Below are 22,406 nucleotides of genomic sequence, written 5' to 3'. Positions count from 1 at the left end.
TTACTTCTTCCCGGCCGGGAGGGTCAACGCCTCCGTGGTGGCGCCGAGGTCGACGTGCTGGTGCGAGCACGGGTCCTCGAACTGGCGCAGGTTCGACAGCGGCGTGTTCGGCCGGCACTGCACCTGCCCGACTTGGGAGCCCTTCGGCATGACCGTGTTGAGCCAGGTGAGGAACTCGATGTCCTGCGGGCCTGAGCCGAGGAGCGGTTTCCCGCCGACGGCGTTGAAGTCGACCGCGACGGCCGGGTTCTTGCAGTGCAGCGACCCGGACTCACAGTGCGTCGTGATGCCGACGCAGGGGCGGTTCATGTCGCTGATCTGCACGGAGCCGTACTTGTTGAGCGCGGCGACGAGGATCTGCAGGATGCGGGTGTCGACCTGGCAGCCGGGCTTGGTGGTGCCGTCGACGATCGGGAGGATCTCCTGCTCCACCATCCGCGGGTGGTACGTGTCGGTGAAGGTGCCCTTCTTCCACGCCGCGGCGAGGACCGAGGCGAGCTCCTTCTGGTCCCCGGACACGTCACAGCCGGACGTGATGGTCGTGCCGGTGAGGGCCTTGATGACCTCCTGCGCCTGCGTGAAGAACTTCGCGTAGTGGTACGGGTCGGCGTTGCCCTGCACGGCGTGCGCGGCAAGGGTCGGCTCCATCGACTCCCACCCGTCGACCTGCAGCAGCTTCGTGAGGAACGCCTTCGCAGCGGTGGGGATGTCGAGGCGCTGGTCGCGGGTGCCGTAGGCGGCGTTCTGCTGCAGCACCCCGATCGTGGTGTTGTCGACCGCGTCACCGTGGTTCGGGTTCGACAGCGACGACTCACCCATCGCGGTCATCACGACGATCGTCGTGGCCTGCTGATTGACCTTCATCTCCTTGGCTGCGGCGATCAGCTTGGCGGCGACCTGCAGCTGGTCCCGGTCCCACTGGCCGACCTTCGCCGGCAGCTTCGTGCTGACCGACCCGGTTGACCCCGACGCGGTCCCACACGCGGCCGCGGCAGCGGCAGGCGGGTTCGAGGAGGCGGCGATCGCGAAGTAGATCCCGCCGAGCAGCAGGAGAATCGGGGCGAGGATGACTGCGATCACCGCCAGGATGCCGCCCTTCACTGCCCGCTCCCGGGCAGCTGCGCGGAGACCACCAGCCACCGACCGTCCTGCTGCTGCAGGTTCACGGTGTACCGGCCTGCGTCGGTGGGAACGGCGACGATAGCGGGCACCGGGTCGGTGTCGCCGTCGTCGTCCGCACTGCCGGGCACGGGCGCAGCGGAGGCGCCCGCGGTGACGATCGCCTTCCCGGTGACCCGGGTTCCGGGAACCTGCCCGCGGTCGGTGCCGGCGTAGGCGGTCTTCGCCTGCTCCGTGAGGTACCCGCTGTAGGTCTTCTGCCACACGTCGACGGGGACCTGATGGTTCGTGAACGCCGCGACGAACCCAGCAGCAGCGCTCTCCGGCGTGTCCGACGGCGTCGGAGCCGACCCCGACGATCCCGACGCGGTCGGCACCACTGCGGCGCGTTCCTGTGCCGCTGGCGAGGTCTGCCGCGCCAGCCCGAGGGCGAGCCCTGCGCCGAGGATGACCACGACGGCGCCGGCCGTGGCCGCGAAGACCGCCCACGGAGGGAGGCCCCGGTCCTGTCGGGCGCTCATGCCGCCACCAGCCCGGGCTGCTGGGTGTCTTCGTGCTCGAGCATGCCCATCGCGTAGTTCGTCTCGGTGATCTTCTTCTCCAAGCTCGAGCGGATGTGCGCGACGCGGGTCTCGGCGTCGATGCCGACCTTCTTGAAGTGGTGCCCCTGCGGCAGCGTCATCAGGTAGTCCGACGCCCCCGTCCGCAGGCCCGCGATCGCGGCCGCCTGCTGGGCGTCGTCCTGCCGGGCCTGCCGGAACAGGTGCAGCGTGCCGGCTTCCTTGATGAAGGAGATCGCCGGGTCGTCGGTGGGGATGTCGGCGACGTGGTGGATGTTGACCACGTTCGACAGGCCCAGCGCGCGGGACAGCTTCGAGTTCGACCGGATCACGGCGCCCATCGGCCCGCCGACGAGGAACCAGCCCTCGTCGACGCAGAAGTTCGTCTGCTGCTGCTCCTTCGAGGTGCGGATCGCGCCGATCGTCCACGCGTTGGCGAGCATCATCCCGATCGACCGGGCGGGCCCGTCCTCGGGCAGCTGGCTGAAGTCGAAGAACGTCGCCTTCTTATCCAGCTCCACGGACGAGGAGGTGTCGCCGTCGAACAGGCCGGGCATCTCTTCCGGGATCCGCTCGAGCAGGATCCGGGCGCCGTAGCCGGCGAGCTCCTGGTGGTCCTTCACGAACGAACTCAGGCCGGCGTACTCGGGGACGTCCATGTCCCCGAGGTGTTCGAGCACGTCGAGGATGTTCGCCGCGCGGCCCTTGTCCTCCGCCCGGCGGAGCGCGTGCAGGACCGCGACGCGGACCGCCTTCTTCTCGAACCGGTTCAGCTCGACGTTGTCGTTCAGGACCGCGGCAGCCTGCTGCACCATCTGCACCATCCCGGTGGGGCCGGGCACGAGCTGCGTCTGCAGCAGCCGCGGGTCGAGGAGGTTCAGCGTCACGCCCTCACGCACGGCCGTGGTGGACGTGTCGGCGATGATGAACCGGATGGGCTCGACCCCGATCGCGGCAGCGACGGGGGTGTACTCGCCGAACTTCGAGTCGCCGGTGAACGGCTTGATGTCGATGACCACGACACGGCGGCCCTTCAACACCAGCGGGCGGAGCACGTAGTCGCACTTCATCAGCGTCGACTTCCCCACCCCGACGTCGCCGATGGTGCACACGTTCGCACTGGTGACCTTCCCCGCACGGAACGCAGCGAACTGATCGTTCGTCGCCGGCGTCGACGACAGCGTCTCGATGCCCGACAGCAGCCCCTGGAACTCCATCGGGGACGCGATCGGTGCAGGGTTCAGGATCTCCACCTGCCGCGTCGTCGACGGGGCACCCGTGACCAGCGGACCGTAGTAGCCGATCCGGGTCAACAGCTTCCGCCGCTTCGGCTGGTAACCGCCCTCCGCCGGCACGGGGAAGCCGTTCGCGTCTCGGCCGGGTGCGAGCTCGTCAGTGACGTCGTCGGCGATCTCCGGCGATGACCGGATGGTGCGCTTGATGCGCTGCTTCGCCGACAGGGCGCCCGCCCGGCGAGCCCGACGGGTCGGCTCGTACGCCTCGTCCGTGGTGTCGGGGTCGGTGTTCGTGGTGGTGCTCATCGGGTGGGTCCTGTTCGTTCGAGAGTGTTCTGCGCATTGAGCTGCTGGAGTCGGCGGCGAACCAGGTAGATCGCGACCAGAGCGGCGCCGATCAGCACCAGCCCCGCGGCCGGCGCGATGACGGCGCTGAGGGCGACGCTGGCGATCGCGACGACGGCGAAGACACACCCCCGCCTGAACCGGCTGCGGTTTCTGGTGGCGAAGCCGGCGACGACGGTCCCCAGGCCGACAAGGAGCAGTCCTTGCGCGGCGATGAAGGCGGTCCAGTCGAGGCCGGTCACAGCGCTTCCTTCGCTTCCTTGCCCGCGGCGAGCTTCTCGACGCGGGTCCCGATCGAGCCGTTCGACGGGGCGATCCCACGCCCAACAGGCCACGTGTACGCGGCGGCGGTCTGCTGGTGGGGGTCGAGCCAGGTCAGTTTGCTGATCCCGGCGTTCGAGGCTGCGGCGGTGATCTCCTCGACGGCGTCGGAGAGCTCTTGACGGCTTCCGGCGGTGACGGTGATGTAGCCGACCCAGTTCGCGCCGGTGTACCCGGTCCCGGGGGTGAGGTCAGCGATGCGCCGTTTCGCGGCTTCCTGCTCGACGGTGAGGGTGGCATCCTCGATGCCGCCGCCGCGGGCTCGCCGGTTCGCGTCGGCGATGTCGGACACGCGGTCCTTCTCCGCCAGGAACAGGGCCTGGTCCTGCGGGGTCAGCTCGAGGTGGAAGCTGATCGTTCGCACGACCTGGTGTTCCATCTCGCCGAGCATCGGCGCCATCCACAGCGACGTCCGGTGCGAAATCTTCACGTCCTTCGCCGTCACCCGGCAGGTGCGCGACAGCGACTGCGACAGCCGACCCTCGGGGGCACCGACGTAGGTCATGTAGGACCAGTCCTCTTGCGAGGGCAGCCACGCCCGGTCCGGGGTGATGTCTCCGGCCTGGTCCATCGGGAACCCGGGATGCTGCAGGTGCCGCAGCACAGCGGCGGTCTGCCGCGCCGTCATCGCGTGCACGTTCCGGAACCTGGCCGCGGTGAACGCTGCGGTGACGGAGCGGATCTCACGGTCCATGACCGCGAGCCACCCGTCGATGCCCTCCCCTGCCCGTTCGGCGCGGGCGACGAACCGGTCAGTGACGGGCCAGCAGACGACGAACATGGGCCGGTTCACCAGCTGCGCGGCGGAGATGTCGTCGACGACTTCCCGGTAGGACTCGTGGATCTCATCCGGGATCGAGTTGTCGCCGTGCTCCGCCAGCCACGCCTCGTGCGGTGCCGGGTCGGACGGCAGGATCCGGGAGATCGTCTGCACCCGGTTCGGGAGCGTCAGTGCGGCACCGAACTGGGCGAGCACCTGCTCGTACCCGGCCGCGGAGGCGTCGAAGACGGCGTCGGATTCGATGCCCTCGACCTGCCCGGTGGTGCTGAACACCACGGCGAGGTACTCCTCCCCGAACGACGGACGGTGCCACTGGATGCCGGGGGTGCGGTTGCGTTCGCGCAGCCACAGCATCCCCTCGACCCCGTCTGGTGTGAGGCGCATCGCGTGCATCTGCCGCTCCGCTTCCTTCCGGGCGGCTCGGCCGTCAGCGTTCGCCCACGCATCGGTGAGCGCGTCCCAGCCGTCCTTGTCGAACGGGACGAACGTCGTCAGGCCGCGCTTGTCGCGGTCCCGGTAGGAGCGCTTGTCGATGCCCCGCTGCAGGACGGTGTTGTTGACGGTGTCGATCGTCACGAACCACGCCACCAGGGGCAGCACGGCGAGGAGAACCAACCCGGTGATCTGCCAGAGCGCCGCGGCGATGAGGCCCGCAATCAGGGCGATCGACAGCGTCCAGATGCGGACCTTCGAGATCCGACCACCGAACAAGCCGCGGTGAGTGACATCCCCACCGATCAATGACGTACGCATGCTGAGTCCCCTTCGGACAGACGGTTCAGTCGTGGGAGCCGGCGTCGCCGGCCTGCTCGGCGGCCTGATGGCCGGCACGGACCGCGGACGCCGCGGCCTTCAACGCGGCGTTCGCTAGGAATGCACCAACGGCGATCGGGGCGACCCCGGACGCGGCGGTCGCGGCCTTCCCCGCAGCGGACGAGGTGCCCTTCTGCGCGGCTACCTGCGCGGTCTTCCGGCTCCCGGCCTGCGCCGCCTGGTTCGCAGCGCTGCCTCCACCGCCGGTGCTGGAGGCGTTGATCGTGGCGCTGCCACCACCGGCGGCCTGGACGGGCTGCGTCGACGGCGTCCACCCGGATCCGCCTCCGGACCCGGACGTGGTGCCAGCGGCCTCGTTGGGGTTCTGCGGCCCCGAACGGCCCCCGCCTCCTCCACCGGCCGGGACCTGCGGGACGGAGCCAGGATTGGGGCTGTTGAGACCGCCCTCCCGGGATTGCCCGCCGCCACCGAGTGGCGCGGTCCCTGGAGAGGCGATCTTCATCAGCGCCATCGGCGCGAACACGATCATGCAGATCAGCACCGCGGGCAGGGCGAGGTTGACGAACGTGGCGAAGTCGCCGTCGTCGCCCTCCACCGCCTTCATCTGCAGTCCACCGACTGCGCGGAAGACGATCCCGACGAGGAGGATCAGCAGCGCTTGCGCGAAGTTCAACGCGATCCACACCGTCGGCCCGATCTTCGCCAGGTGCCGGGTCCTCGGGTTGACCGCCCAGGCCAGGAACAGGGCCATCAGGGCGCCGGTGAGGTACATCGTGGCGAGCTGGATCAGCAGCAAGAAGACCACGACGATCATCCCGAGCAGCAGCCCCTCGAGGGTGATCTGCGAGATCAGCGCAGTGCCCCACAACGCCTGCGCGTTCTTCGACGCGGCGGCTTCGCCGAGGTGCGTGAAGTAGTCCTTCGTCGACGCCCCCACCGACCACAACGCGATCGAGTCCTCGAGCTGGACGAACACCTTCCCGATGAGCTGTCCCACGAGCGGCCCGAACGACGCGGAAACGACGAACCCCGGCAGAGCGACGAACAGGGACTCGGCGAGTTCCTTGCCGGAGTTCTTCCCCTTCTGCGTCTGGATGGTCGCGACAATGAGCAGCACCGCGGCCAGGAGGAACGCCATCGCGAACGACACCCGGTACGAGTCGATCCACCACTTCGCCGAGTAGTCGGGGTGCAGCGCGTCGATCATCGGCGGGGTTAGCTTCGTGGCCACCACATACACGCCCTGCTGCAGCAGCGACGTGATGTACCCGGCGGGATCTTTCGCGAAATCAACCGCCTTCACAACGTCGGTTGCCGCCTTCGCCGTCGATCCGACGATCCCGGAGACGATTCCGTCCAGCCCCGACGCGACGGTCGCGCCAGCGTCCTGCCACCACGACATCAGCAGCCCCCCGTGAACGTGGTGCCGGACTGGGTGGCGTTCACACGCCAGTCGCCGTCCCCGGAGGCGCCGGAGACCACCCACCCGCCGTCGGTGGCGGTGAGGGTGAACTCACCGCCCGTGTAGTTGACCTTCCCCGCCCGGACGTCGGTCTTGCCGTCCGTGGTCGACGGGGCGGCGATATCGATCGTCACCGTGTGCTTGGTGAGGTCAATGACCTTGAACGCACCCTTCGCCAGGTTCACGGTGTGCTTCTGCGCATCGGCGTACGGAGTGCCCTCAGCGACCTGCGTCTTCAGCAGGTCATGCGCCGTGCCCGTGGTCGCGATGTTCACCACCTGGTCGACGCCCGGACGCCACTCCGGATCCGCGGCGGACGTGACCTGCAGGAAACCGCCCAGGAACTGCGCCGCCCCTTCGACCGTGAAGTCCTTCGTTCGGCGCAGCTGCAGCAGATCCGTCCCGGTGATCCCGACCCCCGCGACGCACCCCGACACGGTGCGGCGCTTCGAGTCGCCCAGGCTGTCGATCGTTGGAGCCGAGCCCGGCGTTGCCGACGCCGCGGGCGACGCCGCCGAGCTGGTCGGCGACGTGGACGCACGCGGCAGGAACGCCACGACGATCAGCACCACCAGAGATGCCGCGACCACGGCGCCGAAGACGATCGCGATCGTCTTCCCGACACTGATCCGCTTCCGCGGTCGTGGGGTGCCTTTCCGCTCCTCGGTGCCGGTCATGATGCGCCGTTCTGTGCAGCGGTGGTGATCGCGACGAACAGTGTCGGTGCGAGGATCACACCGGCGATCGCGATGCCGGTGCCGAGCATGGTGTTGCGGGCGTGCTCGGCGTCGTTGGGCTTCTTCGCGTCCATCGCCTTGCGGAGGCCCATGAGTGCCTTGATGAAGAAGAACGCCAGGACGATCAATGCGATCGCGAGGAATCCGCCGAGGGCCGGAACCCAGACGTTGCGGAAGCCGTCGCCGAGCCAGTCGAAGTTCGGCGTCACACCCTTGAATGGGTTGTCGCCCTTCGCGACGACCGACGTGGCGGTGGTTGCTAGGGCAGTGGGGATGGGCAGCAGAGACATGGATGAACCTTTCGTGGGTTACGCCGACGCCCGACCGGTGTCGGGTTCGTCGTCATCGGCGGGAACGGGAGGGAGCGCGCGAAGCTGCTCCGGGAGGTCTTCTGCGGGCTCTGCGTAGCCGGAGGCACGGCGGGCGCGGCCGTAGAAGCGCTGCAGGTTGACCGTGTCGGTCAGCTGGTGTTTGCAGAACGAGCAGTACGTGTAGGGCGGGGTCTGCTTGCGGCAGTTCGGGCACGTCACCCAGTCCTCGCGCGGATCGGACGTAACGTCCGGCACCACCGGTGCCTGCGGCGCGGCAGCGGCGGGAACGGGCGCCGGGGTGACCGGGTCGCCGTCCTGAGCGGAGTCGGCCCCGTCGGGGTCCTCATCGTCCTGCGCTACAGCGGCGCGTTGCTGTGGGCTTGTCGTGCTGGGCTGTTCGCCGCGGACGACGCGGACGATCTCCGCGGCCGCGAACGTGAACGCGTCCTGGGTTGCCTTCGAGACCTTCGCCCAGGTGATGTCGCGACGCTCCGCGATGTGTGCGTCGAACGGGATGTCGAACTGGCGAGCTCCGCCGCGCTCCTCGAGGTAGCGGACGACGTCGTCGCGGTCGACGCTGTTCTCCGGACGCCCGTCCGTCATGCGGAGGATCACGGCGTTCCGAGCAAGCTCGGCAGCGTGCCCGCCGGCCGCGATCAGGCCGTCGAGCATCTCGATCGCCTTCAACCCGGAGTCGCGGGCCATCATCACCGGCACGACCAGGACGTCCGCCACGTCGATCGCGCCGAGAAACGGCCCTGTGGTGACGACGTTGCCGGAGTCCATGAACCGGAACCGGTAGTACTCGTCGATCACCCGAGAGACAGCCACAACGTCATCCGCCGTGAGGGCCGGGCGGGACTCCCCCGGCCGTGAACCGAACACGTCGACGAACGACGACTGCTGCACGGCGTAGCCGGCCAGCTGCCCGGATGATCGGATCGACGTGATGTCGCGCACCAGGTCACCGAGATCCAGCTGCGGCACACCCTCCGCGCGCAGCGCAAGCGTGCCGGCGTCATCCGCGACCTCGACCGCGCAGATCCCGTTGCCCTTCACCGCTGCGAACGCGGATGCAAGGCCCAAGGTCGCGGGCGTCTTCCCGGACGTGCCCTTTGGATTCGCGATCAAGACGCCGACGGGTCGAGTGAACGCACTATGCAGGATCACCGCCCGCGCGCTCTCGAGGGCCGCGACGCGCTCCCGCGCCTGCCGCTCCGCGGGACCTGGCTGCAGCTTGAAGCCAAGCCGGTTCAGGCCGCCTCTGAGCCCGGTCTTTGCGAGCCCGGCGGCGTCCCCTCCCACCTCCGCTGAGCGGAACAGCGTGTGTGCCGGATCGGGGGCGTGGTGCCCGCTGGTCTGGTGCTGAGTCTCCAAGAGAGCCCTCCAACTTAATAAGTTGCGGGATTCTCGGCAGGGTCGAGTGCTGCTCCGGCTGCCGCTGATCCCAGTACTGAAACCATTATGCTCTATTTAGAGCAGCACCTGTTGCAGCGTGCTCTAAATGAGGCTCACAGAGTTCTTTCAGTACGCCAATAGAGTCATCGGGTGGGTAGACAGGGCAGCGGTGAGCCGAACGAGTTCTCGAGGGCGTTCGTCGACGCGGTCGACGACATCCGCATTCGGAGGGGCATCACAACGCCAGCACTCATCGCGCAGGCTGGATTCAGCCGCGGCTACTACTACAAGCGCACCCGCGGCGAGACGTCCTTCAACACGAACGACGTACAGACGATCGCGGAAGCGCTCGGTGTCTCAGTCGGCGAACTTCTTGCACCGGCCATCACCGAGATGGAACGGCTGCACGCTCCCCGGGATGAACGCCTCGAACCCGCGCTCCTCGGCTACCGCCTCCGGAAGCTCGTCGCCCTGCACGTGGCTCGCACGCCCGCTCCCCCGGTCGACAGCGCGGTGCGCGCCGCGCTGGCGAAGCGCGGACGGCTCCTTGCCGGCGCGGACTGGGAACGGCTCCTCGCCGGCGAGCCGACAGATGTCACCAGTGACGACCTCCGTGCGATCGCGGACTTCTTCGACGTACCGTCCGAGTACCTGCTGCGCATCGCACTGCCCGGCGTCGTCGACCTGGTCGACGCACGGTTGGAAGTGGAAATCGCCCTGGCAGAGACTGGTGTGGGGATCGCCGCTCGCTCGGTGAACGCAGCATCCCCGGCCGAGCTCCTGGCGATTGCCGAAGCGATCCGTGCCGCGGCGCCGACCGAGCGGAGAGGTACTGAATGAAAAAGATCCGAACGCAACGACTCACCACCCAGCTCGCTGAGGGCGCCATCGACCGGCTGTCTCTGCCCTCCGGCCCGCTCACCTTTGAGACGCTGCGAACGGCCGTGTCGACCTGGCTCGGTAAGCCGCTCATCATCGACCCGCTGACCTCGCTCCCCCCGCGCGATCACCCCGCGAGCGTGACGGGCCTGTACCTCGACACCGCGGACGCCGGACGGGTGTACTTCCACCCTGACGACCCCCGCCTCTACCAGCTGTTCGTGATCCTCCACGAGTTCATGCACATTGCCGCAGGCCACGGAGGGTGCCACGTGCCCGTCGAGGTCATGGAGCGGGGCTATGCCGGCGTGACCGCAGAGATCACCGCGGCACGTGCCCGCGTGCCGGTGCGGACCTCCCTCGAGGATGCTGGCGCTGTCGACGTCGAAGAGCTCGTAGCGGAGCGCGGAGCGATGCTCCTGCTCGAGCGCCTCCAGAAGTCCACGCTGTCTGCAAGCGAGGAAGCCTTCGCGTGATCCCAGCTGCGTTCTGGGCTGCCGTTGGTCTCCTGCTCCTCCGAGTCAATGCGATGGGTAACGCAGCGCGACGTCCGGCGTTCCTTGCTGCAGCGCTTGCCGTCGTCGGCATCGCCACGGTGGGCGTCGTCTGGCCCGTCGATCCCCTCGATGCGCTCCTAGGTGACGTCAATGCCATCGATCTGATCCAGGTACTCGCAGCCACTGCAGCCTTCTGGTTCCTGCGGGACGCGACACGCGCTCACGCTGGCTCGGAGGCCCGGTCACGCCTGCCAATTCTGATTGCCGTACTCCTCGCCGAGACGGTCACCTTCATGGCGATTCCCGATCACAACGGGGAACCGACGACCTACATCCACGAACACCTGCAGTACCCAGCCACGTGGGTGCACATCGTCATCTACATGGTCGCGATGGGCTGGTTCGCCGCCGATTCCATCGGGGTGCTCCTGCCCCAGCCCCGTGGTGTAAACATCCTCTTCATCGTCGGCTTTGCGCTCGTGGTGCTCGCGATTATCGCCGAGCTCGTCGACGTCACCAGAGTGTTCATCGACGGACAGCAGACCCCGTTCTCCCGGGCGATGCTCGTCGTGTTCAACAGCCTTTTCTACCCCGGCATCGTTGCCATCGGTGTTGCGCACGGATGGCGGACCTTGCGGCGGCTCGTCACTGTGCTGGGGTGGCGCCTGGTCTCGCTCCGCCTGTTCGTTATGTCTGCCCGAGACCAGAGTGCCGGCAGGCCCCCTCTTCGCCTCCAAGGCAGCGCTGAGGTCGTCGCCGCGCAGCGGTACATCGAGCTCCGCGACAAGATCGTCGCCGGCCGCCTCGAGGTCACGGAACAAGAGCAGCGCTACTTACAGCGCGTGGACGAACGGCTCGCGAAGGGAGTCACCGCATGGGCGTTATCGGTGTAGCAGCAGGAGCGGCCACCCTGACGGCCATCGCGGCCGCGACAGCCGCAGGGGTGGTGGTCGCGAAGAAGGCGATCCACCCGCGCCCGAAGCGGACCGTCACGGTCGTCGACGTCGACGACGACGTCATCACTGTCCCCTCGGATGAGCAGACACGGTGCCCTGGTGAGTACCGCGTCTACTTCCACGATGGCCAGCACAGCATCCTCGTCGGAGATGTGCTCGATGACGACGGCCGTCACGTCCGCCGGACGATCTTGGGCGAACCCGCGACCGTCCCTGCAGCGGACGACAAGCTTGTCTGGAGCGGATACCTCCTCGATACACCAGCATCCGTGTCGGCATCCTTCCAAGAGGCCGCGATCACCGCAGACGGTGACACCCGCAAGGCGTGGTACTTCCCCGTCGAAGGCGCCATCACCTGGGCCATCCACGTGCACGGGATCCACTCGGGCCGGCAAGCCATCCTCCGCGCCGTACCCGACACCCTCTCTGCCGGAATGAGCTCCCTCGTCATCGGATACCGCGGCGACGTCGAAGACGGCCGCGGCCTGCCGGCGACCTTTGGTAACGACGAGTGGCACGACCTAGACGCAGCGATGCGCCACGCCGTCGACCACGGAGCAGAGCGCCTGGTGCTCGTCGGATGGTCGATGGGCGCAACGATCGCTCTACACGCAGCCGCCCGCTCTGCCCTCCGCGACCGGATCGACGCCATGATCCTGGTCTGTCCAGCTCTTGACTGGTTCGCGGCCCTGCGTGCCGGCGCAGCCAAGGCCGGGTTCCCGGGGTTCCTCGGGTCCCTGGGTGCCCTCACGCTTACGATCCCGGGAGTCGCTCGCTTCGCCGGCCTACGGAAGGCCATTCCGAGGCGATGGATGCGTCCCACCCCGCCCGCTGGGCTGCCGATCCTCCTCATCCACAGCTCCGGCGACAGAGACGTCCCCCTCGAGGTGTCCAAGCGCTTCGCCGCCACGCCCGGAGCCGCCGCAACCCTCGTGGAGATCGCGCCCTGCCCCCACGGCATGGAACTTAACCGTGAGCCCGAGCTGTTCCACGGCTCGATTGCGCGCTTTCTTTCATCGACTCAGGCCCTATCCGAGGCTGCAGAGATGCACGAATAGGGTACTTTGGTCGTGCCTAGCGATTTGGTCGGGCTGCGACATCGGGTACCACGGAGTCGCGCTCGCCAGTCGCTTGAGTCGCCTACCCGCAAGGAGAAGGAGCATCGATGCAGTCTCGCGACACGCCGCCCCAGATGACCGCGCGCATGCATGTTCCCGCCATGGTGTGACTATGAGCGACTTTGGACGACGCGCCAGCCGAGCGCAGAACGCCCCGACGGTCCTTCTGCAGGGCCGTGTGCTTCCTGAGACCCGCCAGGCGTTCAAGGACGCCGCTGAAGAGAGCGGCGTCTCAGTCGCCTACTACCTCGACGCGCTAGCGCGGACGCTTGTCGCCGAAAACGGCGCGATGCCGCTCGTCGAGGACCCGCGCCGACTCAACCGAGTGGAGTTGCCTATCCCGGCCGCTTAACGACAAAACCCCCGCCAGAGGCGGGGGTTCGGGGCTAGGCCCCAAGTCATGTTTCTCACTACCTGCTACGTCGCCAAACAGATCAGGTCGTGAGCTTCCGAGAGAAGAAGCCCGGTTGGAGCCGGGAGCCTTCGTCGTACCGCCACCCCGAGAGGAGGAGGTGTCGCCATCGTAACGCACATTGCTGCGCCCGGCACGGGTGAATTCATCGGCGTGTCCTCTTCGGATAGTGCCTGGGATTTGACGCGTGCCATCGCGCCTCGTCGGTACGTGAACCGCATGATCGCGGAGGCGGACGGGACGATCCGGTCGAACAGCTACCCGTCGAAGTTCCCGACTGCAGGGCACGCTCCCCCGTCGACGCCGTGGACGATCGATCTCACCGACCTTGACGGACGGTTCTGGTTCGCCGCGTTCGACCTCGACGCGAAGACCCCGGAGGACTTCGACCAGGCGGCCGAGGACCTTGGCGTGCTGGTGCGGATCCTCCGCGACGCGCAGGTGCCGCACGTGGTGTGCCGCTCGAGCCCCACGGGCGGTTTCCACGTGTGGGTGCCGCTCGGAGGCGTCGATAAGGCCACGATGGTGCAGCTTGCCGGCGCAGCCCGCGCTGTCCTGCCGTCCCTTGACCACGGGCTGCTCTGCAACGACCGCACGGGCGCCGTCCGCCCGCCGCTGACCCCACACGCACGGGGTGGCGCGTCCGAGGTGATGGCTGGCGCCGGCGACGTCGACGTGCTCCGCACCCCGACCGTGACCGCCGGCGATCTCCTCCGTGTCACGGCTGCGTTCCGTGAGCTCCGCCCGGCCGTGGATCCTGCGGACTCCTCCCCCACCGGTCCCGTCGACGCCCGTCACCGGGTGCACCGGTCGCTGCCGGCGTGGGGTGAGGCGCACATGGGAACCGTTGCCGGCGGCCGCGACCCGTCCCGCACCGGCTACCTGTGCCTGCTCGCGGCCGCGGTGTCCGGGTGGACCCTCGCCGACGTCGAGCACGCCGCGAAGACCGCACCCGGCATGGAGCACTACCGCACCCGCAACCGTCCCACCGGCGGCCGTGAGCCCCGCACCGCGGCCGAGGCTGCCGCGCGCCTCGAGCGGCAGTGGGCGAAGGCGCAGGAGCGGGCCGTGCTGTACCGGTACGCACCCGAGGAACGCCAACAACGAGACCTGACCCAGCTGACCGGCATCGTCGACGTCGTCCAGGCCATGCTGCAGGCGTTCACCGCCTCCCCCGGCCGCTGGACCCGCACCGAGGCGGACCTGCACGACAGCACCGTCCTGACCTACCTCGCTTGGGTGTCCCTGCGCTCCGGCTCCCGCGACGTCGGCGCCGCACTCCGCTCCGTGGCGATCGCCACCGGGATCCCCTCGAGCACCGTCGACCGCTCACTCCGCCGCCTCCACACCGCCGGATGGATCACCCGCCGACGCCAGGCAGACGGACCCAACGCAGCCGTCTGGCGGCTCACGGATCGGTTCTCCACACCGCCCGTACACATCGGGCCACTTCACGATGTGACCGCCCGCCCCCCGGCCGAGCTGTTCGACGTCAGAGTCACCCTCCTAGACGCTCTTGAAGACCGACTCGACGCCGGACGACACGACGTCTTCACCCGCGCAGGACTGGGACCCACAGCCCGCCGTGTCTACGAAAGCCTGACCACCGACGAGCATGCGCCCGAGGTGGTCGCTGACCGCGCCGGACTCCCCCGCGGCCGCGCACGAGCAGCGCTCGCACGCATGCGTCGTTGGACACTCGCGATCGCCACACCCACCGGCTGGCGCCGGCGACTCCAGGACTTCCGCACACACGTGGCCAAGCATCTCGGCGTCGACGGGATCCTCCAGCGCCGAGAACAGCAGTACGCCGACGAGCGAGACCTCTGGGCCTGGTGGCAGAACCACCTCATCCGTAAAGCCGGCAGACGCGGCCGCGACCGCACCCCCACCACGCAGGTCGTCTTGTTCCGATCTGTCGACGAACACGGTGGACCCGAGGCATATCCGGCGTACCCATGCTTGAGCGATGGCCGAGCCGACCACCAAGAGGCCATGAGGTTTGTACGCCGTGGGGTCCTGCAAGAGCTCCGGGACTTCGAGTTGGCAGCTTGAGTGTGCGTTCCTCGCTCGTCGAAGCAGTCAATGCAAGTGTTTATTGTGTTGCAACCCTTGCAACCCTTGCAACCCTTGCAACCCTTGCGTGTGTTGCAAGCCTTGTGCAGCGGAGCTCTACCCCTCCCCGGTGAACGCACGTGTTTATTGGGTTACTTGTCTTACAACCCTTGCATTTGTTGCAAGACTTGTATATGTTTGGTTGCATGGCTTGCAACCAAAACAAGCCTTGAAACGATTGCCTCGGAGGGCTGATGACGCACATCACAGCAATTGCCAACAACAAGGGTGGTGTCTCCAAGACGCAGGTGACTTGTCAGCTCGCTGCTGCTCTTGCGCGGGCTGGACGCCGCGTTCTTGTCGTAGACATGGATCCCCAGGCGAACGCCACTCGACGTCTAGGGATCGAGTGGGATCCTTCTGCACCGATCCCCACCATGTCCGAGGTGATCGCGGCCGCTCAGGATGGCGCAGGGGAGGCGGCTGTAGTTGCCTGTGGCTGGGATACAGATGTGGCACCAGAAGGAGAACGGATTGATGTGCTCCCGGCCCGCTTTGATCTGATCAATCGTGAATCCGAGGCTGGGGTCGTCGGCGCCGTACGTCGTCTCACCAAGGCACTGTCCGGTTGGACGGACGTGTACGACGTCGTCCTGATCGACACCCGGCCTGATCTCGGCCACCTAGTGCAAATGGCGTTCGCCGCTGCAGACACCGTGCTCATTCCCTCTGACCCGAACTACGACTCTGTCGAAGCCGCCATCCGGGTTCGAGACTTCGTCTCACTTCACGCCGCCGACCTGATGAACTCAAATCTGCGCGTGGCTGGCGTTGTCGTCACGCGGCGGAAGCGAACCAAGGAACATGATTTCCAGATCGAAGGCCTCGCCGACGCCTTCGGCGAGCTCGTCTGGAAGCTTGGGGGAGTGGTTAAGTTCGACGACGGGACCGACCTCTTGAACCCGAAATACCTTCCCGAGTGGTCTCGTTTTGCGGAGGCTGACGCCGCCGCAACATCACTGGGTGCCTGGCCCGGTGTTGACGGCCGGAAGGCGGTCGCGCTCTACGACGCACTCGGTCAGATGTACGCACAGCGCATCCTAGAGAAGGAGAAGAACGCCGTATGAGTGCGCCAGAACGCCGCCGCCCCGGTGCGAACAGCCCAATCAGACTCACCGCCAACGTTGAACCGGTTCGAACAGGCGCCGAGGCACCCGTGACGCCTGAGTCGCCGAGGCGGGATGCCCCGCCCGCCGAGCCAATTAAGGAAGCGACGATCCCCACGACCGTGGCGCTGCGGGAAGGTCTCAAGCGTCGCGCCCAGACGGCAGTCCTCCACACAGCTGCCTTGCCCGGCGGCTACCGGTCCTTCGCGGCGCTGGTCGACGGGGCGCTCGAGCGAGAGCTTGAACGACTCGCGAACGAACACAACGGCAGCGTTCCGTTCGAACCGAACGCCGGCGGGTTCCGCACCGGCCGACCGTTCGGCAGCTAAGGCCCAGGCCGGCCAAGCGACCGTCGTCCGCATCATCGTGCTCGAGAACCCGGCCGTTACGTGCGCGGCGATCTCCAGAAGGACCAGACGCCCACCCGCCACAACGTCGAGGTGTGGTTCGACCTCGGCGAGAACGCTGCGACCACCATCCGTTCCAGAATGTCAGTGATCATCGTCGGCGACGATCGCGCCGAGTCGTGGGATGCGGGCAAGGAGCACCAGTTCCGCCGCGTCCTCCGCGCCAGCGCCATCGGCCCGGATCTCCGCTTCCAGGTCGGGCGAGTCCGCAAGGTCTAGCGCGATGGTAACGACCTCTCCCGATAGGTCTCGATAGGCCCGCCGACGCGGACCCTCTGCCGGTATCGACGACAACGCCCCGGCTATTCTCTCAGGCCGGGGCGTTGTCTAAGTTCTACTTGCCGAAGATCAGGGGTGTTGCTGCCGCGACTAGCCCAGGGAACGTGAAAACTGCGGTGTAGACCGAGCACACGATCGCTGCATCCGTGAACGGCTTTTCGGCGGTGCCGGCGTTCTTGCGGTCCTGCGCGATTGCGCTGAGCATTTCTTTCGCCACTGCGCAGGCGGCCCCGAGACAAACCGAGAGGAACGCGATCCAGGGCGACCCGGGCACCTTGAGGATGACCGGAAGGGCCAGGGCTACGCCTACCGCGACGACGAGGAAGATGATGGTCGCCGGGTGACGGAAGAACCCCTCGACTCCGCGGCCGAAGCGAGCAGCCAGAGGGGGAGGGGCGATGGGTGAAGTCATGGACGGACCCTTTCGGAATGTGACAGCGCCTCATACCAGCGCCATGACCCACTTTGGTGAGCGCCCGTGGTCCATCGTCGCTCGGAAACGATCTTTAGGCGGGGGATCACCCCTGAACCAGCCCAGCGGCGTCCAGTTCGGTGCGAAGCGAGTCTTTCCAGTTCGAGCCTGGGTACTTGACGTAGCTCAGTCCGGCCAAGTCGGAGGGGCGCTCCACGTCAGCGTCGACGACCACTATGTTTTCGCGACCGATGTTGCCGATGAAGTAGCCCAGTTCGAGGACGACGTTTTGGCGTGCGCGCGCCTTCGGCTCGGTACCTGCCTGGTGGTCCCCGATGGTCTGGCCCACGTCGTCCGGCGTGAGCAGGACGATCACGAAGGACGCGGCCACGCCGTACGCCTCGAACTTCTCGATGATCGTCTGCCCGCGGCCGGCTTCTTCCGCAAGCGAAATAGGCATTAGGCCCGTGACCCTGTGGGCGAAGAGCTTGATCGAGTTCAACGCCGCCTCGTCGTGACCGTGAACGATGAAAATCGACTTCGGTGCATCGGCGCCGGCGGCGGCGGCGACTTCGGAGGCAGGCGTAGCGGCTGGCGTGAGAGCAGGGGTAGCGGTCGATCGCAACGGTGGAGCGACCGGATCCAGGTCGTCGAGGAGATCATCCGCCCAGTCGACCGGAAGTCGGTTTGCCCTCGGCGAATCCGTCAACCAAGCGTCCGGGTCTTCCTCCACCTCGTTCGCGGGCGTGCTCCGCCAGACAGCGGGAATCTCGGAGGCAACGCGCGATTGCAGGTAATCATTGAAGAGCTTCCTGGTCCGGTTCGGTGCGTGTTCCTGCACCCACATGACCAAGTTCGGCATCGAATCGGCGAAGAGCTCCATCCGGCCTGCCTCGCCGGAGTTCTGTTCGACCGCTTCGGAAGCGAGGATCTGGCCGACAACCTCGGATGCGGCGTCCGGGTAGTCCGGGTCAGCAAAACCCAGCGAGCGATACAACCGCGGGTGTCGATCGATGATGTCGCTCGTACCGGTCTCCCGTCCCAGCACGCGCCAATCCGAGTCGTTCCAATTTCGGCCGCGTAGGCAGCAACAGCGATTTGCAGGGGATCCACACGAGCCATCCTCGAATCATACGAGGTAATCGCAAACGACCGTTTCTGGGATGTCTCTCGTCCGACATCCCCATGACCGGCGAGGGCTTGCTGTTCGTGTTGCAGAGGGCAGCACCGCAGCGTCGTGTGACGGGAGGTGAGACGAGTGTCGCTACATCGCACGTGAGTAGACGGGGCGCAGCCCGGCGCCGGAGGGATCTCGGGCGAGCATGGTGCTGCGTGCGTGCGAGGTGCCTAGTCGCTTCTACCCCCGCCAAAACGTTCAGAGAATGACTATTATCGGATCTGACCCGGCAGTCGTGCGCAGCGCCGGCGCCGCCAGGAGACGAGGCCGTGTGGACCAGGACATCGCAGTCGAGGGTGCCGCGGCGGATCCTGTGGCAGCGCTCGCGCAGCGTGGTGCGCGTGGTCGGGCTGCGTCAGCGGAGGAGCGTGCGGCGGCGGAGCGGTCCCGGACGGCCTTCGCCAGGCTCCGCGCGGCAACGGGGGAGGGGAGCACGGCCGCTCCGGGCGCCGTGACGGTGCCGGCGGACGCGTCCCCGCGCGTCTTCGCGGAGGCATCCCTGTCGCCGAACACCATCCGTGCGTACCGGTCGGACCTGCGCCAGTTCGCCCGCTGGCGCGCCGGGTTCCTCGACCACGAGATCTCCGAGCCGCACGAGCTCGAGCAGATCATCACGGCGCCGGTGGCCCCGGCGGAGGTCGCGGCGTTCCTCGCCGACAAGGCCAACGCGGTCCTGCCGGACGGTGCGCAGCGGTACGCACCCGGCACGATCAGTCGTTACGTCGCCGCGATCGACTGGGAGCACGCCCGCCGCGGCCACACCCCACCCGGCACCACCCCGATCGTCCGCGACGTCCTCAAGGGCATCCGCCGCACCCGGTCCGTGCCGGTGCGGCGGGCGAAGCCGATGACGTTGAAGGCGCTGCAGACGACCCTGCTGCAGATCGACGTCGCCGACCTCCAGGCTGGCGCGTTGGCAACTCGGGACCAGGCGTTGCTGCTGTTCGGGTTCGTCGGCGCGTTCCGCGAGTCCGAACTCACCGCCCTGACCGTCGGAGATCTCCGCCTCGTCGACGGGGAGGGTGTCTACGCCCGCGTGCGGCGGTCGAAGACGGACCAGGACGGTGTCGGCCGCATCAAGGTGCTGCAGCAGGGCGCGAACCCGGTCACCTGCGCCCCGTGCGCGTTCGTGCGTCTCTCACGGCTCATGGCGGCGCAGGACGCCCGGGGCGAGGCTGGCCTGTTCGCCGCGCTCACCGGCGCCACACTCGCGGTCCACGTCTGCGCGGACGGGGTCGGCCCGAATCGGTTGCCGCCGTCGATGCCGTTCTTCCGGGCGGTGTCAAAGTGGGGCCTGTTCCGGGACACCGGTATCAGCCCCACCACCGTTGGGAAGGCCGTCGCCCGCCGCGCGCACGCCGCCGGGCTGGGGGAGGAGGGCTGGTCGGGGCACTCTCTCCGTGCTGGGTTCGTCACTGAGGCACGCAACGCCGGCGCGACGGACGTGGAGATCATGAACCAGACCCACCACACCAACGCCGCCACCCTGCAGATCTACGACCGCGAATACGCACCCTTGGTCCGCAACGCCGTCACCCGGATGCGCTTGTGACTCCCGAAAGCTCCCCCAAACCCGGCGCCGAATTCCGCCCTGACACGGAGCTGCTGCTCGAGGCGCACTGGGGCAGGTTCGTCGCGTGGTGCGCCGCGACCGGACACGAACCACAGCCGGCGACTGCAGCCACGGTCGAGCAGTTCCTGACCCAGTTCCCCGGGGCTGCGTCGACGCAGCGGCTCCGCCGACACTCGATCCGTGCGCACCACCTCGCTGCTGGCCTCGCGGACCCGATACCTACAGTGCAAGCGCGCGTGTGGCCGCGACGAGAAGCTCCCGACCGTGCCGCGGTCGAGGCAGTGTTGGCGGCGATTCCGAAGTACCGGTACCCGATCGGGCTCCGCGGCCGCCGCGACGCGTTCCTCATCGTCCTCCTCGGCACCCTGCACCTCACCCGCGGGCAAGCACGCACCATCAACCCTGACGACGTCGCGGTGACCAGCATCGTCCGGATCCGCGGCCACGTTGTTCCCTCATCGGACGAGCCGGCGTCCTGTCCGGCGTGCGCGGTGACCCGGTGGCTGCGCATCGTCGGGCCCGTTTGGACCGGGTTCCGGAGCGACGCCATCCGGCTGCTGGATCCAACGAGGGGGAACCTGGACCAGCACGACTGCGAGCAGCCGCTACCGGGGGAGTGGCGTCGGGCAGAGCAGCTGCTGTTGCCGTTAGACGTGCACGGCTGGGCCCGCACCGGCGTCGCCCTGTCCGGGCGGTCGATGACCAGCATCACGCCGAGGCGACGCGACGCCGCGGCGAAGGGTCCAATTACCGAGGTCCTCGGTGCTGTCGCACGGCAGCCGTCACGGTTCGACGCGTTGACGCTGCAGGAGACCTACACCGAGCTCGGCGCCATGGACGCTGCCGTCGACGCCGCCCTCGCACGGCTCGCCGCGATCTGGAACGACGCGCAAACACTCGACGCTGACCTCGAGCAAGCAGTTACTCCACGCAAGCGAGAGATAGCACCGGATATCGATAGCTAGCAAGTCCGTCGTGGTGCTCGCATTGAGCCCCCGTCGCCCTGACCGGTACGCCGGAGCCGTGGACTTGCCTGGCAGCATCTCCGACGTTGTTGCCACTTGTCACGGATAACTGACATCATCGAGAAAGCTATCGTCAGGAAGGAGCCGCGGTGACTGATTGGCCAGTGCACACGACACGCGTCGTCCCCTGGACGAGCACGAGCCGTCGCGGCACCCGCGACGACCGAACCTTCACCGAGGTCACCGTCTCCATCCCGCCGACGATCGCTGATGTCGACGTTCCCGTCATCGCAGAGCGGGACCTCGCCCGTGCCCGCTACGAAGCGGCCGACCTCGAGCGCGTGGCCGACGGCGTGCTGAGCCCCTTGGCCGGGTTCCTGATCCGCATGGAGTCGGTCGCGTCGAGTCGCATCGAGCACGTCGAGGCGACGCCTCGAGCGTTCGCTCGCGCGATCGGCGGACTGAAGGAGAACACCTCCGCGATGTCGATGGTCGCCGCGGGCGCTGCGATCACGAAGCTCATCGACGCCTCGAGCACGACGATCACCATTGCTGAGATCCTCGCCGCACACAAGGCACTCATGCGGAACGACCCGGACCTTACAGAGCGCCCCTACGCCGGCCGGGTCCGCGACGTGCAGAATTGGATCGGCGGCTCCCAGCACTCACCTCGCGGCGCGCTCTACGTCCCGCCGCCGCCGGAGGAGGTCCCCGCGCTTCTCGAGGACCTCATCGTGTTCGCCAACCGCGACGACGTCGAATCCGTCACCCAGGCGGCGATCGCGCACGCCCAATTCGAGAGCATCCACCCGTTTACTGACGGCAACGGCCGCATCGGTCGGGCGCTCATCGGTGCGATCCTCCGCCGGCGAGGTGTCACGCCGCACACGGTCCTTCCGGTCGCCAGCGCCCTCGCCGCCGACACGACGCACTACTTCTCCCTCCTGACTGCGTACCGAGCCGGTAACGCCGAGGCGATCGTCACCGATCTGGCGCTCTGCGTCGAGACGGCCGCACGGGAGGCCCGCGGTACGGCGCGAGCCTTCGCCGGCTATGTCGACGCTTGGCGAGAGCGGGCCGCGCCCAGAGCGGGGAGTGCTGCTCAGCGGATCCTGCCGGTCCTCCTGACGTTGCCGGTATTCACCGTCGAGCAGCTCGTCGACGAGCTCGGCGACGTTCCCGAGCGCAGCGTTTACCGCGGTGTGCGGGCCCTCGAGGAGGCACAGGTCGTTGAAGCTGTGACGGACCGGAAGCGAGACCGTGCATACGCGGCCATGGATGTGCTGGACGAGTTCGGGGATCTCGACGCTCGCATCCGCGAACGCATCAGCCGCCTTCGCGCCGCCTGAGACGCCGTGTCCGCGCGAGCACTGCGACACGATCGAGAGCGGGCCTCACGTGACCGACGACGAACGGTTGTCGCTGGCCGTGGTGTACGACCACAAGACCCTTGCGCGCATGTGTCGC

23 protein-coding genes and 1 pseudogene are annotated in these 22,406 nt (G+C 67.6%); 12 read left to right on the top strand and 12 right to left on the bottom strand.

Annotated elements, in window-relative coordinates; translation table 11 throughout:
- The 9 genes from HQQ79_RS17995 to HQQ79_RS17955 all read right to left on the bottom strand — a co-directional run bounded on the left by HQQ79_RS17995 (position 1) and on the right by HQQ79_RS17955 (position 9,022).
- Positions 1-1,140, bottom strand: a complete 1,140-nt coding sequence (locus HQQ79_RS17995; RefSeq protein ID WP_216852716.1) for a hypothetical protein — start codon at positions 1,138-1,140, stop codon at positions 1-3.
- Positions 1,098-1,640 carry a hypothetical protein gene (locus tag HQQ79_RS17990; RefSeq protein ID WP_173036142.1) on the bottom strand — a complete coding sequence of 181 codons (543 nt, stop codon included), beginning with the start codon at positions 1,638-1,640 and terminating at the stop codon, positions 1,098-1,100. The genes HQQ79_RS17995 and HQQ79_RS17990 overlap by 43 nt, the downstream gene beginning before the upstream one ends.
- Positions 1,637-3,220: a hypothetical protein gene (locus tag HQQ79_RS17985; RefSeq protein WP_173036140.1), complete on the bottom strand. Its 1,584-nt coding sequence runs from the start codon at positions 3,218-3,220 to the stop codon at positions 1,637-1,639. Before HQQ79_RS17985 ends, HQQ79_RS17990 begins: the two co-directional genes overlap by 4 nt.
- Positions 3,217-3,501: a hypothetical protein gene (locus HQQ79_RS17980; RefSeq protein ID WP_071252101.1), complete on the bottom strand. Its 285-nt coding sequence runs from the start codon at positions 3,499-3,501 to the stop codon at positions 3,217-3,219. The genes HQQ79_RS17985 and HQQ79_RS17980 overlap by 4 nt, the downstream gene beginning before the upstream one ends.
- The gene (locus tag HQQ79_RS17975) at positions 3,498-5,114 is read right to left on the bottom strand and encodes a hypothetical protein (RefSeq protein ID WP_173036138.1); all 1,617 of its coding nucleotides are present in this window, start codon (positions 5,112-5,114) and stop codon (positions 3,498-3,500) included. Before HQQ79_RS17975 ends, HQQ79_RS17980 begins: the two co-directional genes overlap by 4 nt.
- Positions 5,115-5,139: 25 nt before the next feature.
- On the bottom strand, positions 5,140-6,366 hold the full coding sequence (locus HQQ79_RS17970; RefSeq protein WP_173036136.1) for a hypothetical protein: 1,227 nt from the start codon (positions 6,364-6,366) through the stop codon (positions 5,140-5,142).
- Between the two features lie 170 nt (positions 6,367-6,536).
- Positions 6,537-7,274 carry a hypothetical protein gene (locus HQQ79_RS17965; RefSeq protein WP_173036134.1) on the bottom strand — a complete coding sequence of 246 codons (738 nt, stop codon included), beginning with the start codon at positions 7,272-7,274 and terminating at the stop codon, positions 6,537-6,539.
- Complete coding sequence (locus HQQ79_RS17960; RefSeq protein WP_173036132.1) at positions 7,271-7,624, bottom strand: hypothetical protein; 354 nt, start codon at positions 7,622-7,624, stop codon at positions 7,271-7,273. Before HQQ79_RS17960 ends, HQQ79_RS17965 begins: the two co-directional genes overlap by 4 nt.
- 18 nt (positions 7,625-7,642) lie before the next feature.
- Complete coding sequence (locus HQQ79_RS17955; RefSeq protein WP_216852715.1) at positions 7,643-9,022, bottom strand: hypothetical protein; 1,380 nt, start codon at positions 9,020-9,022, stop codon at positions 7,643-7,645.
- 171 nt (positions 9,023-9,193) lie between these two features.
- Here HQQ79_RS17955 and HQQ79_RS17950 point away from each other — a divergent pair, with 171 nt between their 5' ends.
- The 9 genes from HQQ79_RS17950 (at position 9,194) to HQQ79_RS17915 (ending at position 16,752) form a co-directional block, all read left to right on the top strand.
- Positions 9,194-9,883, top strand: a complete 690-nt coding sequence (locus HQQ79_RS17950) for a helix-turn-helix domain-containing protein (RefSeq protein WP_173036129.1) — start codon at positions 9,194-9,196, stop codon at positions 9,881-9,883.
- Positions 9,880-10,398, top strand: a complete 519-nt coding sequence (locus HQQ79_RS17945) for a hypothetical protein (protein WP_173036127.1) — start codon at positions 9,880-9,882, stop codon at positions 10,396-10,398. The genes HQQ79_RS17950 and HQQ79_RS17945 overlap by 4 nt, the downstream gene beginning before the upstream one ends.
- Complete coding sequence (locus HQQ79_RS17940) at positions 10,395-11,312, top strand: hypothetical protein (protein ID WP_173036125.1); 918 nt, start codon at positions 10,395-10,397, stop codon at positions 11,310-11,312. The genes HQQ79_RS17945 and HQQ79_RS17940 overlap by 4 nt, the downstream gene beginning before the upstream one ends.
- Positions 11,294-12,433, top strand: coding sequence for an alpha/beta hydrolase (locus HQQ79_RS17935; protein ID WP_173036123.1), 1,140 nt, complete (start codon positions 11,294-11,296; stop codon positions 12,431-12,433). The genes HQQ79_RS17940 and HQQ79_RS17935 overlap by 19 nt, the downstream gene beginning before the upstream one ends.
- A 172-nt stretch (positions 12,434-12,605) precedes the next feature.
- Entirely contained in the window at positions 12,606-12,845 is a 240-nt protein-coding gene (locus tag HQQ79_RS17930; protein WP_152427111.1) for a hypothetical protein, read from the top strand.
- A 279-nt stretch (positions 12,846-13,124) separates the two neighbouring features.
- Positions 13,125-14,960, top strand: coding sequence for a hypothetical protein (locus tag HQQ79_RS17925; RefSeq protein ID WP_173036121.1), 1,836 nt, complete (start codon positions 13,125-13,127; stop codon positions 14,958-14,960).
- 254 nt (positions 14,961-15,214) lie between these two features.
- Entirely contained in the window at positions 15,215-16,087 is an 873-nt protein-coding gene (locus tag HQQ79_RS17920) for a ParA family protein (protein WP_173036119.1), read from the top strand.
- 161 nt (positions 16,088-16,248) lie between these two features.
- A complete protein-coding gene (locus HQQ79_RS18435) occupies positions 16,249-16,455 on the top strand; it encodes a hypothetical protein (protein WP_159558278.1) in 207 nt (68 codons plus the stop codon).
- A gap of 60 nt (positions 16,456-16,515) precedes the next feature.
- A complete protein-coding gene (locus HQQ79_RS17915) occupies positions 16,516-16,752 on the top strand; it encodes a hypothetical protein (protein WP_173036117.1) in 237 nt (78 codons plus the stop codon).
- Positions 16,753-16,867: 115 nt separating this feature from the next.
- On the opposite strand, the gene HQQ79_RS17910 is transcribed toward HQQ79_RS17915, so the two are convergent.
- From HQQ79_RS17910 to HQQ79_RS19010, 3 genes and pseudogenes are all read right to left on the bottom strand, one after another.
- Positions 16,868-17,224, bottom strand: coding sequence for a hypothetical protein (locus HQQ79_RS17910; protein WP_173036115.1), 357 nt, complete (start codon positions 17,222-17,224; stop codon positions 16,868-16,870).
- 106 nt (positions 17,225-17,330) lie between these two features.
- Positions 17,331-18,071, bottom strand: a complete 741-nt coding sequence (locus HQQ79_RS17905; RefSeq protein WP_301952602.1) for a nucleotide-binding protein — start codon at positions 18,069-18,071, stop codon at positions 17,331-17,333.
- Between the two features lie 84 nt (positions 18,072-18,155).
- Positions 18,156-18,284 (bottom strand): annotated as a pseudogene (locus HQQ79_RS19010) (hypothetical protein); the annotation flags it as partial.
- 388 nt (positions 18,285-18,672) lie between these two features.
- On the opposite strand from HQQ79_RS19010, the gene HQQ79_RS19300 reads away from it, so the two are divergent.
- From HQQ79_RS19300 to HQQ79_RS17890, 3 genes are all read left to right on the top strand, one after another.
- On the top strand, positions 18,673-19,953 hold the full coding sequence (locus HQQ79_RS19300) for a tyrosine-type recombinase/integrase (RefSeq protein WP_173036111.1): 1,281 nt from the start codon (positions 18,673-18,675) through the stop codon (positions 19,951-19,953).
- Positions 19,954-20,258: 305 nt separating this feature from the next.
- Positions 20,259-20,939: a hypothetical protein gene (locus HQQ79_RS17895; RefSeq protein WP_173036109.1), complete on the top strand. Its 681-nt coding sequence runs from the start codon at positions 20,259-20,261 to the stop codon at positions 20,937-20,939.
- Between the two features lie 341 nt (positions 20,940-21,280).
- A complete protein-coding gene (locus HQQ79_RS17890) occupies positions 21,281-22,288 on the top strand; it encodes a Fic family protein (RefSeq protein WP_367948130.1) in 1,008 nt (335 codons plus the stop codon).
- The last annotated feature ends 118 nt before the right edge of the window (positions 22,289-22,406 follow it).

This window comes from Curtobacterium sp. VKM Ac-2852, assembly GCF_013205045.1.
Lineage (GTDB): Bacteria > Actinomycetota > Actinomycetes > Actinomycetales > Microbacteriaceae > Curtobacterium > Curtobacterium flaccumfaciens.
Note: the sequence above shows the minus strand (reverse complement) of the source record. Positions and strands in the feature narration are given on the sequence as shown.